The sequence below is a fragment of the Rhizobium acaciae genome (assembly GCF_025941625.1).
GTDB classification, from domain to species: domain Bacteria; phylum Pseudomonadota; class Alphaproteobacteria; order Rhizobiales; family Rhizobiaceae; genus Rhizobium; species Rhizobium acaciae.
This window is the reverse complement of the sequence record NZ_JAPCZO010000036.1, coordinates 1-14083: the sequence shown is the minus strand read 5'-3', so window position 1 is coordinate 14083 and position 14083 is coordinate 1. Positions and strand designations below refer to the sequence as shown.

14 protein-coding genes and 1 tRNA gene are annotated in these 14083 nt (G+C 59.7%); 11 read left to right on the top strand and 4 right to left on the bottom strand.

Going from position 1 to position 14083, the window contains the following annotated elements; translation table 11 throughout:
• Positions 1-150: 150 nt before the first annotated feature.
• Positions 151-1470 carry a phosphate regulon sensor histidine kinase PhoR gene (gene phoR, locus OLZ32_RS35805; RefSeq protein WP_264425082.1) on the bottom strand — a complete coding sequence of 440 codons (1320 nt, stop codon included), beginning with the start codon at positions 1468-1470 and terminating at the stop codon, positions 151-153.
• A gap of 146 nt (positions 1471-1616) precedes the next feature.
• On the opposite strand from phoR, the gene ppk2 reads away from it, so the two are divergent.
• Complete coding sequence (gene ppk2 / locus OLZ32_RS35800; RefSeq protein WP_264399752.1) at positions 1617-2498, top strand: polyphosphate kinase 2; 882 nt, start codon at positions 1617-1619, stop codon at positions 2496-2498.
• A gap of 48 nt (positions 2499-2546) precedes the next feature.
• Here the strand turns inward: ppk2 and OLZ32_RS35795 are convergent, their stop codons facing one another.
• Positions 2547-3734, bottom strand: coding sequence for a regulator (locus OLZ32_RS35795; RefSeq protein ID WP_264425080.1), 1188 nt, complete (start codon positions 3732-3734; stop codon positions 2547-2549).
• A gap of 285 nt (positions 3735-4019) precedes the next feature.
• Here OLZ32_RS35795 and OLZ32_RS35790 point away from each other — a divergent pair, with 285 nt between their 5' ends.
• From OLZ32_RS35790 to OLZ32_RS35755, 8 genes are all read left to right on the top strand, one after another.
• Positions 4020-4979 carry an NAD(P)H-dependent flavin oxidoreductase gene (locus OLZ32_RS35790; protein ID WP_264425078.1) on the top strand — a complete coding sequence of 320 codons (960 nt, stop codon included), beginning with the start codon at positions 4020-4022 and terminating at the stop codon, positions 4977-4979.
• 122 nt (positions 4980-5101) lie between these two features.
• Positions 5102-5177: transfer RNA gene (locus OLZ32_RS35785), tRNA-Thr, on the top strand.
• A gap of 440 nt (positions 5178-5617) precedes the next feature.
• Complete coding sequence (locus OLZ32_RS35780) at positions 5618-5893, top strand: type II toxin-antitoxin system TacA family antitoxin (protein ID WP_264425076.1); 276 nt, start codon at positions 5618-5620, stop codon at positions 5891-5893.
• A 75-nt stretch (positions 5894-5968) separates the two neighbouring features.
• Positions 5969-6409 (top strand): GNAT family N-acetyltransferase, encoded by a 441-nt coding sequence (locus OLZ32_RS35775; protein WP_264425074.1) that lies wholly within the window; start codon positions 5969-5971, stop codon positions 6407-6409.
• 582 nt (positions 6410-6991) lie between these two features.
• On the top strand, positions 6992-7387 hold the full coding sequence (locus OLZ32_RS35770) for a hypothetical protein (protein WP_264425072.1): 396 nt from the start codon (positions 6992-6994) through the stop codon (positions 7385-7387).
• Between the two features lie 259 nt (positions 7388-7646).
• The gene (locus OLZ32_RS35765; protein ID WP_264425070.1) at positions 7647-9137 is read left to right on the top strand and encodes an MDR family MFS transporter; all 1491 of its coding nucleotides are present in this window, start codon (positions 7647-7649) and stop codon (positions 9135-9137) included.
• 74 nt (positions 9138-9211) lie between these two features.
• Positions 9212-9778, top strand: a complete 567-nt coding sequence (locus OLZ32_RS35760) for an AAA family ATPase (RefSeq protein WP_264425068.1) — start codon at positions 9212-9214, stop codon at positions 9776-9778.
• Positions 9779-10101: 323 nt separating this feature from the next.
• Complete coding sequence (locus OLZ32_RS35755) at positions 10102-10302, top strand: hypothetical protein (RefSeq protein ID WP_264425066.1); 201 nt, start codon at positions 10102-10104, stop codon at positions 10300-10302.
• 120 nt (positions 10303-10422) lie between these two features.
• On the opposite strand, the gene OLZ32_RS35750 is transcribed toward OLZ32_RS35755, so the two are convergent.
• Positions 10423-10800 carry a nuclear transport factor 2 family protein gene (locus OLZ32_RS35750; protein ID WP_264425064.1) on the bottom strand — a complete coding sequence of 126 codons (378 nt, stop codon included), beginning with the start codon at positions 10798-10800 and terminating at the stop codon, positions 10423-10425.
• 127 nt (positions 10801-10927) lie between these two features.
• On the opposite strand from OLZ32_RS35750, the gene OLZ32_RS35745 reads away from it, so the two are divergent.
• Both OLZ32_RS35745 and OLZ32_RS35740 read left to right on the top strand, forming a co-directional pair.
• Complete coding sequence (locus OLZ32_RS35745; protein WP_264425062.1) at positions 10928-11386, top strand: MarR family winged helix-turn-helix transcriptional regulator; 459 nt, start codon at positions 10928-10930, stop codon at positions 11384-11386.
• A 31-nt stretch (positions 11387-11417) separates the two neighbouring features.
• On the top strand, positions 11418-11798 hold the full coding sequence (locus tag OLZ32_RS35740) for a GFA family protein (protein ID WP_017990164.1): 381 nt from the start codon (positions 11418-11420) through the stop codon (positions 11796-11798).
• A 25-nt stretch (positions 11799-11823) separates the two neighbouring features.
• Here the strand turns inward: OLZ32_RS35740 and OLZ32_RS35735 are convergent, their stop codons facing one another.
• Entirely contained in the window at positions 11824-13830 is a 2007-nt protein-coding gene (locus OLZ32_RS35735; RefSeq protein WP_264425059.1) for an ABC transporter ATP-binding protein/permease, read from the bottom strand.
• Positions 13831-14083 lie beyond the last annotated feature (253 nt).

Sequence of the window (14083 nt, the reverse complement as noted above, 5' to 3'; positions counted from 1 at the left end):
GGCCCTCGCATTGCCTTTTTTCATCGGCGGGACTCTCTTAGCTCTTGAAGCCTCGTCCTTTTATGTCAAATCGATGAAACATTTGTGACAATATAAGCCGTTGATTTAAAATAACAAAATTATGCAACGTAAAAGTGTTGCGACATATCGTCAGAAGCGGACGGTAAAATCGGTGCCCTTGCCGACTTCCGACTTGACGACCAGCCGCGCCCGGTGGCGGGTGAGGATGTGTTTGACGATGGCAAGACCGAGGCCGGTGCCCTTCTTCGAGCGGCTATCCTCGATGCTGACGCGATAGAAGCGCTCGGTCAGGCGCGGCACATGCTCGGCCGGAATGCCCGGGCCCCTGTCGACGATGCTGACCTCGACCGGCTGGCCGGTGCCGTTCTTCACCCAGACATCGACGACCTCGCCCTCCTGGCCGTATTTGCAGGCATTTTCCATCAGGTTCTCGAAGACCTGGACAAGCTCGTCGCGGTCGCCCAGCACTTCGACCTTGCCGTCAGGCAGATGCAGGTTGATGTCGACGCCGACATCCCTTGCCAGCGGCAACAGCGCATCCCTGACATGGCCGAGCAGCGGCACCAGATCGACCTTCTCATCCGGCGCGATGTGCGATTTCAGCTCCAGGCGCGAGAGCGACAGCAGGTCGTCGACCAGCCGGCTCATACGCGTCGTCTGGTCGAGCATGATGTTGAGGAAACGCGCCTGCGCCTTCAGATCGTTCTTCGCCGGCCCCTGGATGGTCTCGATGAAGCCGCGCAGCGAGGCAAGCGGCGTGCGCAGCTCATGGCTGGCATTGGCGACGAAATCCGAGCGCATGCGGTCAATGCGGCGGACCTCGGAGATATCCCGGAAGGACAGGATGAAATAGCGCTCATGCGGCCCGTCTCCGGCCGCGAATTCTATGGGCGCGCTGCGCACGATATAGACGCGCTCGGAGGGCAGCCGCTCGGAATGCTCTATCTGGTTCGGCGCGTTGGTGGCGATGGTTTCGCGCACCATGTCGAGCACGCCGGGCGAGCGCAGGCGGGCCGATATATGGGCGCCGAGCGCCACCTCGCCGAAGGCCTTTTCGGCAGCGCGGTTCTGGAAGAGCACCGAGGCATCGTCCGACAGCACCATGACGGGGATATCGAGGCCGGAGAGCGTCGCGGAAACTTCCGGCAGGCGGCTTGGCGGTGCTTCCGGCTCGATCTCCACCGGCGGGGCGGGGTCGGCCGCGATGACCGGGGCCTCATTGAAAAGCGCGGTGAGGATCATCACAAGCAGCAGCCCAAGCACAACCCATTTGTTCATGCCGGCGGCAAGCGCGGCGAGCGCGCTGAGGATCGCCGCAAGCAGCACCGGCCGTTCGCGCCTTATGCGCGCCGACAGGCTTTTTCTCCACGGAGTTTCGTCTTGCAAGGGCCCTCGCAGCGTCGATTCGTTTTTCTTAATATTGAACTCTGCCTGATAGCGGTAATTCATGACAGAAGTTTTCGGGCTGCCGCACCTCAAGCGAAAGGCCGCAGCCGAAACCCACGAAAAATGATCGGCCGTCCGCGAAAGATTTGATTTTCAACGGTAACTATGTTCGCCTGCGGAAAGGGAACAATCAGGCTGAGGAGGACCATATGGGCGAGACCGTCGAAAGCAGGGCCGTGGAGTTGGAGATCCACGGAAAGAAGCGCATCTTCGACGTCGACGATCCGATCCTGCCGGTATGGGTGGACGAATATGCGCTGGCATCCGGTGATTTTCCCCACAAGAAGAAGCTCAAGGAAGAGGACTATCTGGCGCAGCTGGAAAAGCTGCAGATCGAACTCGTCAAGGTGCAATTCTGGCTGCAGGCGACCGGCAAGCGGGTGATGGCGCTGTTCGAAGGGCGCGACGCTGCCGGCAAGGGTGGCGCGATCTCGGCCTCTTCGGCGCATATGAACCCACGCCTTGCGCGCGTCGTGGCGCTGACCAAGCCGACCGAGCGCGAGCAGGGGCAATGGTATTTCCAGCGCTATGTCGCGCAGTTTCCAACGGCTGGCGAATTCGTGCTGTTCGACCGCTCCTGGTACAACCGCGCCGGCGTTGAACCGGTCATGGGTTTCTGCACGCCGCAGCAATATGAGGACTTCCTCAAGCAGACGCCGCAGCTCGAAAAGATCATCGCCCATGAGGGCATCTTCTTCTTCAAATTCTATCTCGATATCGGCCGCGAGATGCAGCTCAAGCGCTTCCATGATCGCAGGCATGATCCGCTGAAAGTCTGGAAACTGTCGTCGATGGACATCGCGGCACTGACGAAATGGGGCGATTACAGCGACAAGCGCAACCGGATGCTGAAGGAAACCCATACGGATTTCGCGCCCTGGACGGTGATCCGCGCCAATGACAAGCGGCGGGCGCGCCTCGAGCTCATCCGCCACATGCTGAACAAGATGGATTATGACGGCAAGGACAAGCTGGCGCTCGGCATGGTCGACGAGAAGATCATCGGCTCGGGGCCAGACTTTCTGAAATAGGGCACCGATCGCATCGGGACCGGGCCACCGACTGCATCGGGACCGGGGTCACTGCCCCGGCAGGATGCGGATGGCGAAGAGGTTGATGCCGCGCGCCTTGCCGTCGAGATCGCTGTTGATCGTCAGTGTACCCGGCGAATTCGGCGCCAGCGAGCGATCGAACTTCACCTGCAGCAGCGCATCCGACTTTTCCCGGGTGACGGTGAAACGATGGCGGGCGCAATTGCCGAGCGTCTGGAAATTGCACTCGACGGTGACCTGGGTCGGCTCGTCGCTGGTCGACTGCAGCGTCAGCGCGATCGTCGAGGATTTGCCGGCAAGCTGTTGCAGCACCGATGGGGGCACGCTGATCGAGACATTGCCGTCGGCTGCACCGCTTTCGGAAATCAGCCGGACGGCGGGGCCATCATTCTCGTCGATTTTTTCGGTGCGCGCCCGCGGGCCGCTCTGGATCTTGTCGGCGTCTTCAGGCTTGAATACGGGGATCCAATCGGCCGAAAAGCTGTTCTGCGGGTCGATCGTCACCGGCTGATCGGTGTGAGAGCCCGCATTGCCGGCGCTGTCGTCATTGCCAGTGAAATCCTCGGGCTGGGTGCTGGCCGGCGGATTGGCAACGCTGGTGTCGCGCTCGGCCGCCGTCATCAGCAGGCCCGACGTATGCACCCACCAGGCGCCGATGCCGATGAAGGCCAGCAGGACGCACCAGACGAGCAGCCGCGAAAAGAATTTTCTGGGCTTACGGCGGCCTGCCGCCCGCTCCGGGCGGAAATCCATATTGGTGGCGCGCTGACCGCGGGCAAGGCGTTCCTCGCCGACGGGAGCGGCAGCCAGATGATCGCTACTCTCGGCATGCACGTCGTCGAGGCTCGCCTCATCGCGGCGGCCGAAGGTCACTTCGGGCGCGCGGGTCTCGCCTGATACCACGGGGCCGTCGAACGCATCCGCTTCGGCCTGGCGAACCGGCGGCGCCGGCATTTCCACGACCGGCGGCACGGGCACTTCAGGCGGTCTCTGGCGGGGATGAAGACGGTCCCGCTCCTCGCCTTCGATGGCGTGGATGGTGCTTTCCAGGCGGTGGCGGTGATGGGCGACGACCTCGGTGTCGGTGATATCCTGCTTGCGCAGACCGGCTTCCAGCGCCTGGCGGGCCGACTGATAGATCCTCGCTCGAACCTCCGGATTGTCGCGATCGGAATTTTCGAGCGCTGTTCTGATGGCCGTTTCTAATCCGCTCACATCCAGTCCTTCACCTTGAATTCGGCATCGGACTGCAATCCCTGCCGTTCTCCATCAAAATTCGGTAACGGCAAGTGCGGCAAACCGCAAGCCTTGCAGGCCCGGCCACGGTCTATGGGCGGGGATATCGGCAGCTTTCACCGCTTACGGGCCCTAATCTATTAGCTTTCTCGGACGTATATATTCGGGCCGAAATCGACCAAGGCATGGCAGCTACTCTTTTATCGCCTTTTCATCTCTGTTATGAGATTGACGTTTTCGTAAACGTCAATGGAGGTGATGACCATGGCCCTGCCGCCGATCCTGAGGGATAGATTGAGACTGCCGGTCATCGGCTCGCCGCTGTTCATCATCTCGCATCCTGTCCTGACGCTGGCGCAATGCAAGGCGGGCATCGTCGGAGCGTTTCCGGCGCTGAACGCCCGGCCGGAAAGCCAGCTCGACGAATGGCTGGCTTTCATCACCGAGGAGCTTGCCCGCCACGACGCCGCCCATCCGGAAAGGCCGGCGGCCCCCTTTGCCGTCAACCAGATCGTCCACATGTCGAACAAGCGGCTGGAGCACGACCTTACGCTCTGCGTCAAATACAAGGTGCCGATCGTCATCTCCTCGCTCGGCGCCGTGCCCGAGGTCAATGCCGCCGTGCACTCCTATGGCGGCATCGTGCTGCACGATATTATCAACAACCGCCATGCCCATTCGGCGATCCGCAAGGGTGCGGACGGGCTGATCGCAGTTGCCGCCGGCGCCGGCGGCCATGCCGGCACGCTGTCGCCCTTCGCACTTGTCCAGGAAATCCGCGAATGGTTCGACGGGCCGCTGCTGCTGGCAGGCGCGATCGCCACCGGCGGCGCCATTCTCGCCGCAGAAGCGATGGGCGCCGACATGGCCTATATCGGCTCGCCCTTCATCGCAACGCAAGAAGCCCGCGCCGCTGACGCCTACAAGCAGGCAATCGTCGAAGGGGCCGCCAGCGACATCGTCTATTCCAACTATTTCACCGGCGTACACGGCAACTATCTGAAACCCTCGATCTTGGCGGCCGGCATGGACCCCGACAATCTGCCCTTAGCCGATGTCTCGAAGATGGATTTCGAGCAGGCTGTCGGCGGCGCCAAGGCATGGAAGGACATATGGGGCAGCGGCCAGGGCATCAGCGCCGTCAAGGCCGTCGAGCCGGTGGCAAATCTCGTCGATAGGCTGGAGGCCGAATACCAGGCGGCGCGTGCCCGGCTGACGCTCTGAGGCGCGCCTTCTTGGCCCCTGCCCTCTTTTTTGCCAAAGCCATGACAGGGTGCTTGAAATCTTCGATCAATGCCTGTATCAGCGCCATGCAAATCGCAGGCCGCATGCTTCGGCCGTGAGGGGCCGCTTTAGCTCAGGTGGTAGAGCACATCATTCGTAATGATGGGGTCGCAGGTTCGAGTCCTGCAAGCGGCACCATTTCTTTAGCTTAAACAATTGATTTTTCTTGTCTATTAGCACCGACGATTTTCGCCAATCCACCTTTTGGTCCACCTTTAACCGTTCGGTAGAAAAGGAGGTGTTGATTGCAAGGAGATAAAATGTTGTGCTTCACAGGTTCAAACTGTCGCCCACTCTAGTTCGCTGCTCAGTAGATAGTGACGTGGTTGTTCCGAGGAAGCGCATGAGAAACGGCGCTGATTTTGGAATCAGCACCTCCTCTGCGTCCCATATGGTCGGCGCCGACCTATGAATGAAAAAATCCAGAAATGCTTTCAGCGCATTAGCGGAAATGGAACCTTTTTGGTAATTGAAAATTTATTGAAACGTATTTACATTGACAACACATGGACGTATTCGAACGTTCATTGAGTACGTCGCACAAATCAATTCACCTGTGCGATTGATGGAGAAGTATGATGTCCGCTCTTAAGAAAACCAAAACCGTCAATCTTCGGATTGAACCGGAAACGCATGATCTAATCGCACGCGCTGCTGAGGTTTGTGGAAAGAGCATAACTGCGTTCATGACCGAAGCCTCTGTATATACCGCGCAAGAAGAGTTGCTGGATCAACGATTCATAGGTGTATCCGCTGAAGTGTTTGACGCTGTAAGTGACCAGCTTGCCGCTCCAGGCGTAGCCAGAGACAATTTGGTCAAGCTTTTTCAGACCAAAGTAGAATGGATGGACTGACGTTTGCAGTATCGGAAGCCCTGCCCCATTACAAATCATCACATCATTGAGGGCTTCTCATCAGGGAAGCCCTCATTGGATTCGTGGTTAAAAGAAATGGCCTTATATAATCAGGAGCAGGGATATACTCGTACATTTGTAATTGCGGACGAAAACTTCCGAGTGGTAGGTTACCATTCGGTTTGCGCAGGTATAATACACCGAAGCGACGTTTCCCGATCGGTAAAAGGGTCTAAATCTCCCACCGAAATTCCGATTGCAGTTTTAGCCCGACTTGCGGTTGATGCCGATCATCAAGGTAAGGGCCTTGGCAAAGCACTCCTTAAAAACGCGCTCATGAGTGTGGTTTCCGCCGCGCAGGTAGTCGCTTTTCGCGCCGTGGTAATCCACGCCCTCGATGATGATGCTGTCACTTTTTATAAAAAATTCGGCTTTCAAGAGACGAAGAACATGGTGCGGCGTCTCATTTTGCCGACAAAGGACATTGCAGCTTCCTTGAACGAGGCCACAGGCTAGCCTGACGCGGAAGGTGCATCAGCGCTGGCTGGCTCCTGCAGATCGGCGACGATCCGAAGGCAGAGCTGAACTCCGCGCTTGATCAGTTAAATTTCTTGCACGGACGGGACAGCGGTTTTGCACTCCGGTACCTCGTTGCGCCAAACACCCGAGCGCCCAGGCCGGCATTTCTGATTGACGTTTTCGGCGCTGTCGCCGAGAGGGGAGCCAAAAGCCCGCGGTCTCTCACAGAGACTTGGTAATAATCATCAATCAAAAGCAGTTCGCACTACGACATGAAAGTGGATCAATGAACGTTTGGCAAACCGGTTTTCTGAGGACATCCTGCTCTCGGTCGCGAAATCATTTGGTGATACCAAGTTTTCCACCTTGGATAGGGAACTCGGATCAGTGGGAATGCAGGATCGATGGATGAAGATCACGGCCTGGCCCTCAATTCAGCGAGGCGGATTTCAAGGAACTCGATGTGATCTCTGATCGGAAAAGCGTCCGATCAAACGACCGTGAAAACCGCCGCCACGACAGGAACAATGCCCCCGCCTAGCAGGTTTTCTCCCTGAGACAACAAGCATGGAGAAAATCATGTCCTGCAAGTTCATCGCGATATCGCTGCTTTCGATCGGTCTGGCCGGCTCGGCGCTGGCGCAGACGGCCGGGGGTGCGGATGCCAATGGGCGGCTTTCGGTGGCGCCTGTTATCGGCGGAACGGGGAGTTCGGGTGCCGGTTCCGCAGGCGCCGGGTCGGCTGGCACTGGGTCCGTTGGCGGCGGTGCAACGGGCACCGGGTCTGTCGGCACAGGGTCTGTCGGCACCGATTCCGGCACCACCGGCAGCACGACCGGCAATGGCGGCGTCAATCTCAATAGCGGCCGCAGCACGATCAATCCCGGCGGGGTCAATCCCAACCTGCAGCAGACGCCGGGTTGCACCAGCGGAAGTGCGGACAGCGGCTCGCTCAGTGAGGCATGCCCGCAATGAGGATAGGGCGATTGTTCGCCTTTCCTTCTGACAAAACGAAGGCCCGGAGCGGAATGGCGCCGGGCCTTCGCTTTCGACCGAAACTTCCCGGACATTACGCGAAAACAACCGGTGCTGTCAGAAAGCGGTCGTGGCCTGCTTTACCGGCCGGGCTTGAGGTCGTAAAAGGACGGCATCACTCCGCAAGCGGCGCATCGCCCCACATCTCGCCAGCCTGCCGATATTTCCGGCATCTGCGGAGCACCCGAAGAGGATCGTCATGTCGAATGCAGCGCAACGCTCGAACCGCGTGCTTATCGTCGCCACCATCATGCTCGCGACCTTCATGGTGGCGATCGAGGCGACGATCGTGGCGACCGCGATGCCGCGCATCGTCGGGGAGCTCGGCGGCTTTTCCTATTACAGCTGGGTGTTTTCGGCCTTCCTGCTGGCGCAGTCGACGACCACAGTCATCTACGGCAAGCTTTCCGACATTTTCGGGCGCAAGCCGGTGCTGATCTGCGGCATCCTCATCTTCCTGGTTGGCTCTTTGCTCTGCGGGCTTGCCTGGTCGATGATGTCGCTGGTGCTGTTCCGGCTGCTGCAGGGGCTTGGCGCCGGCGCCATCCAGCCGGTGACGATGACGATCATCGGCGATCTCTTCAAGCTCGAGGAGCGCGGCCGCGTGCAGGGCGCGATGGCGACCGTCTGGGCGACCTCGGCCGTCGTCGGGCCGCTTGCCGGCGGCATCATCGTCGACAATATCTCCTGGGCCTGGATCTTCTGGATCAACCTGCCGATCGGCGTCATCTCTGTCATCGCCTTCATGATCTTCCTGAAGGAGGACGTGGCGCACAAGCAGGCAAAGATCGATTACCTCGGATCGGTGCTGTTTTCGATCTCGATCGTCGCACTTCTCGTCATGCTGACGGAAACCGATGCGAGCGCCTGGATCCTGCTTTCGCTTTTCGCCGTCTTCGTTGTCTCGGGCCTGCTCTTTCTCGCCCAGGAGAAGCGGGCACCGGAGCCGATCATCTCGATCCCGCTGTGGAGCCGAAGGCTGATTGCGACCAGCAATACGGCGACGCTGCTGGCCGGCATGGCGCTGATCGGGCTTTCGACAATCCTGCCGCTCTATGTGCAGGGCGTGCTTGGCCGCTCGCCTCTTGTCGCGGGGTTCACGCTCACCATGCTCGTCGTCGGCTGGCCCTTGGCGGTGATGCTCTCCAGCCGCTTCTACAGGGCCTTCGGCATCCGCCGCACCTTGCGCGTCGGCAGCCTGATGTTTCCGTTCGGCGCCTGTTTCCTGTTGTTCCTGACCCCTGACAGTTCGCCGGTCATTGCCGGCGCCGGCTCGTTCTTCATGGGCTTCGGCATGGGTCTCATCAGCCTCACCAGCATCGTGCTGGTGCAGGACAGCGTCGAATGGTCGATGCGCGGCAGCGCCACGGCGTCGATCATCTTTTCCCGCAGCCTCGGCAATACGCTCGGCGCCACCGTGCTTGGCGCCATCCTCAATGCCGGCATCAACCATTATGCGAGTGGCGAGGCGGCGGCAGGCCTGCACGAGGCGCTGAACCAGCCGACCGGGCTTTCGGCGCTCGCCGCCGATCCGGCGATCCGCTCGGTCTTCAATGCGGCCCTGCACTGGAGCTTCTGGGGCGTGGTCGTCGTTGCGGTGCTGACCTTCTTCACCACCTGGCTGATCCCGGTCGGGCCGAGCCAGAAGCGCGAGGGGGCGGCTGTCGCCAGCGAGGCGGCCTCGCATTAAGCGGTTCAGCTTGTGGAAGCGCAGAAATGCTGTGTTTTCACACCGGTGGATTGTGTTGGGAGAGTTGTCGGAGGATGAGCGTTTTCGTTTTGCTCCTGGGGTTTCCGGGCGTCGGGAAACTGACGATCGCCAAAGAACTCGGCTCGCTCATATCAGCAAAGATCGTTGATAATCACTGGTTCAACAACCCGATCTTGCGCCTCCTCGACGAGGATCAGACCGCGCCGCTGCCAAAGGGCGTCTGGGAATATACTGGTAGGGTCCGGCAGGCCGTCCTGGATGCAATCACCGCCTATAGCGGCCCATCGGCGAATTTCATCTTCACCCATGCCGGTGTCGAAGGCGATGAGCGGAGCGCGCGGACGTACCAACAGTTCTTTGACGCCGCCGGACAGCGCGCCGCGGTCTTTGTTCCGGTGAGATTGCTGTGTGCCGAAGAAGAATTGGCGCGTCGCGTTTCGTCCCCCGCGCGGCGCGACCACTTGAAAACGACCGACGTCGAGACGTCGAGGAGCCGAAGCCAACAGGCGCTGGTTCTTGATATCCCGCACCAACACGCACTGACGTTGGATGTGACTTTCATGTCGCCAGCGGAAAGTGCAGTGGCAATACGGGATCATGTTGCGAGACGCAGCGCCTGAGGAGTGCAGCCCTTCGTGATAGCGGAAGATCGGCCTCGGGCGGGAATGCGCTGCTGATGTCGGGATTCAAAGGAAATAAGTGCAATCGGGCCAATCGCCAGGCATGACCAAACCTGTTGGGACGGAGTGATTGAATTGACCAAGACTATTGGAGCTTTTATACAATAGCTTTTGCGAAACTCCGGATTGGCCAAAAATAATCCTTTTAAATCAATTGGCTTCTCCTGGATGGTGCCAAATCAAGAATGCGGAACCAGCGGATTGCTGAAGCGACGCAACCCGGCTGTATGCATCGGCCATGGAGAAACAAAATTATAAAGATCATGGTCTTGCTGCACAGCGCCGATGGCATGGCTTGGCAGTCTCCCCCTAAAGGCACCAGCCTGAAGACATTGAGCGAAGCCGAAGAGCAAGGTTTCATCTTGATCCGCGGGGAATTTCAGAAACGCCAATTCCGCCTGACAGAGCTGGGCTCCAACTATGTCGAGCGCGACAAGCGTCGTCTGGGAGCGCGCAGGCTCTGAACCGATCCCGCCGGCTAAGCGCGAACTGAACGCACAAGCCTGGCCCCCAACGGCCGAAAGGCGGGTCTGACAATGGCGCGTCGCAACAGGAGCGGTCATCCCCGCATAGGGAGTACCAGCTTACAGGCCATCCCGGATATCGAAGCGGACGATCTTGTCGCCTTCCATGCGAAAGATATGCGTCACCGTCTTATCCTTCAGGCCATGAGCCTGCCCTTCCAGCGGCCGGCCATCGAGGTCGAAGACCGACTGGATCACCTCGACAGCGAAGGCGCCATCTGGCGTTTCTTCAAATGCGACCGGCTCGACGTGCGGACTGATGACGGCCCACTGGCGTGTCCAATAATCGCGCACCGCCTCACGGCCATGAACGTGGCCGCCATCCATGCCGTTGGCCCAGGCGACATCATCGGAAAGCACGGCAAGGACAGCATCAATGTCTCTGGCATTGAAGCTGGCATAGATGTGCTTGATCATTTCGACGTCATTTTGAGACATGTCGTTTCCTCGATGGAGATTGAAACATTCGCTGTGCGGCCTCGAAATGCCATTGCCTCATGCCGCGCATCAAGATACATACGTACATATATACCTTACAGTCAAGCGCGGGCAAGGGGTGAGCCGAATGGACGAAGACGTGCTTTCAACGGCGGGGCATCTCGTCAGTCTTGCGGCGCGGGGGTTCGCCCGTCTGAGCGAGTCACGCCTTAAACCGCTCGGCTTCGGTGTCGGCCAGCTGCCTGTCCTAGTCGCGCTGCAAAATGGCAAGGCCAGCACGCAGCGCGACCTCGCCCGCTTTGCCAGGGTGGAGCAACCGCCGATGGCGCAGATGCTCGCACGCATGGAGAGGGATGGCTTGATCGAGCGGACACGCGACCCGGCTGACGGTCGCAGCAGCCGTATCGTGCTGACGAAAACTGCACAGGAATGCATGCCGAAGGCAATTGCGGCCCTATTCCAAGGGAATCGTGAGGCACTGGCCGGGTTCACGGATGCGGAAGCGGGACAACTGGTCGATTTGCTCAAGCGGCTGATCGACAATCTGGATCAGATTGCAAGCGCGGAGTCTTCGGCGCAGCTTTAGAAGCACGACTTGGCTTATGAGAGGAAGGCTTATGCATAAAGGGTCCTGCCTGTGTGGTGCAGTAACTTTTGAGATCGAAGGCGATCTGCGAGCGCCGGATGCGTGCCATTGCTCCAAATGCCGAAAACAATCCGGCCACTTCTTCGCTTCAACCGACGTGCCAAGGCGTCAGATCGCGATCCAGGGAGGTGAAAGTGTTACCTGGTATCAATCCTCAGAAAAGGTGAGGCGTGGATTTTGCGGGGTATGTGGATCATCGCTGTTTTGGGATCCATCCCATCACGACTGGATTGCTGTCGCGATGGGTGCATTTGATGGCCCGACCGAAACCAAACTGAAAATGCATATTTTTGTCGCTGATAAAGGCGACTATTACGACATCACCGACAACCTGCCGCAGAACGCGCAATAGGTCACTGTTGCCCTTGGAGCGGCCTTCAATTTCCATTCCGGGGCTGCGCCGCGTTACTCCCGGTCGCGCTGCTTTTCGGCTGGGAGCGGCGGTTCTCCAGGACGCGTGACAGCAAGTTCCCTTTTCTCTTGCGCGGGATGAGATCGATATCGCTGACAAGCTTTGCGCCGCCCCGGCGGCGCTCCAGCGTGATCTTGCGGCTATGGAAGGTTTCCAGCTCAGCGCGATGCGCGACGCTGATGATGGTGACATCAGGCAATTCATCGATCACCATCTGCATCATCTTGTCCTGGCTCTTCTCGTCCAGTGCCGACGTTGCTTCATCCAGCACGATGATATCGGGTTGATGCAGCAGGAGACGCGCAAAGGCCAGCCGCTGCTTTTCGCCGCCCGACAAGGTCTGGTCCCAGGGCGCCTCTTCCTCGATCCTGTCGTTCAGATAATCCAGTCCCACCTTGTCGAGCGCCGACTTGATCTCGTCCAGCGGCCAGCTATCGGCGGCGCCGGGATAGGCGACGGCGCGGCGAAGCGTGCCGGACGGGATATAAGGTCGTTGCGGCAACATGAACAATTGTCTGTCGGCGTGGAAATCGACGCTACCGCCGCCCCACGGCCAGAGACCTGAGATGGCCCGCACCAGCGTGCTCTTGCCGGACCCAGATTCGCCGGACACAAGCACCCGCTCGCCGGGTTCGATCTCGACCCGAGTTTCCGTGACCACGGCGGTGCCATCGTCAAGCGATACGGCGAGATCGTTGAGGCTGAGCATCGCCTCGCCTTCGGTTTCGCCATGCTTGATGCGTCCGAGCGAGTCGCTCTGTTCGGCACGTTCAAGCCCGTCGAGCGACATCATCAACGAAGCGACGCGCCGCGCGCACGCGTTCCAATCGGCAAGACGGGGATAATTGTCGACCAGCCAGCCGAAGGCGGTCTGGACGATGGCGAAGGCCGATGCTGCCTGCATGACCTCGCCCAGCGTCATGCTGCCTTCGAGAAATTTGGGCGCGCAAAGCAGGAGCGGCACGACAGGGGCAATCAGCATCGAGCCATGCGACACAAACGTCGTGCGCATGTGCTGGCGGGCAAGCAGCGCCCATTGCTTCAGCACATTGCCGAAGGTCTTGTCGAGGTCGTTGCGCTCCTCCTCCTCGCCGCCGAGAAGCGCGATGCTCTCGCCATTTTCCCGCACATGCGTCAGCGTGTAGCGAAATTCGGCCTCGACCTGGTTCTTGACCTCGGAGACCTGCACGAAATGGCGGCCGATCACGGCGATCACGCTCGAGGTGATCACCGCGTAGAGGACCGCGGTCACGACGAGAAAGCCGGGAATGGTGACGGTCCACCCGCCGATCGGCAGCGTCAGGGCTCCGCCGATCGTCCACAGCACCACGATGAAGGTCGAGGCCGACAGGAACGCCGCGATGACACCGGCGATGAAATCGACAGGGGCTTCGGTGGCGATCCTCAAATCCTCCGAGATGCGCGCCTCGGGGTTCTTGTGGTCGCCGCCGATGAGGTTCAGCTGGTAGTATCGACCGTTTGCCAGCCAGCGCGCGATGACTGCGGTCGCCAGCCAGGAACGCCAGCGCCGCTGGATCATCATGCGAACGGCGACCTGTGTGGTGACAAGGGCGACGGTTCCGAGCACGAGCGGCACGAACACGCCGCTGAGGTAATAGACGGTGCCGGCGTCGTGCCGCTCTATGGCGTCGAAAATCGCGCGGTTCCAGCGATTGATCCCGTACTGGAAGCCGACATTCATGCAGATCATGGCAAGCAGCCCGATCGACAACGGCCAGGCGAGCTTGTCACCACTACTGCCCCAGAAACGGCGCGCGCTGATCCAGAAGCGCTTGAGCAAATACCGCTTGCGCGCGTGCTCGGCCTCCTCGGGCGTCAACTCCGGATCGGGTTCGATGGCATCTGGCGGCAGCATGACCTCAACAGTCGATGCCGTCTCCTGGGGCGAGTTTCCGGCACCGTGCGGTTCGGTGCCGTCGACCGATTTCGGTTTGAGTTTAGCGTCGGTCATAAGCGCGATAACGGCTTACAGATCGAAATGTTTCATGCTGGCTGCCATCCGCCGTATCGAAAAACATCTGCCCCCCAACTAACCCTCTCCCCGCTCGCGGGGCGAGGGGACGGGCCCTGAGAGCCGTGGGGAACCGAGAGGTCGCGGCATATCCCCTTCACCCCGTTTACGGGGGTCCGAAGGACGGTGCCGGCAGCTGGATGAGGGGCTGTCATCGGCGATCTCTGGGCCGAGATGTCCTACCCTCAGGCGG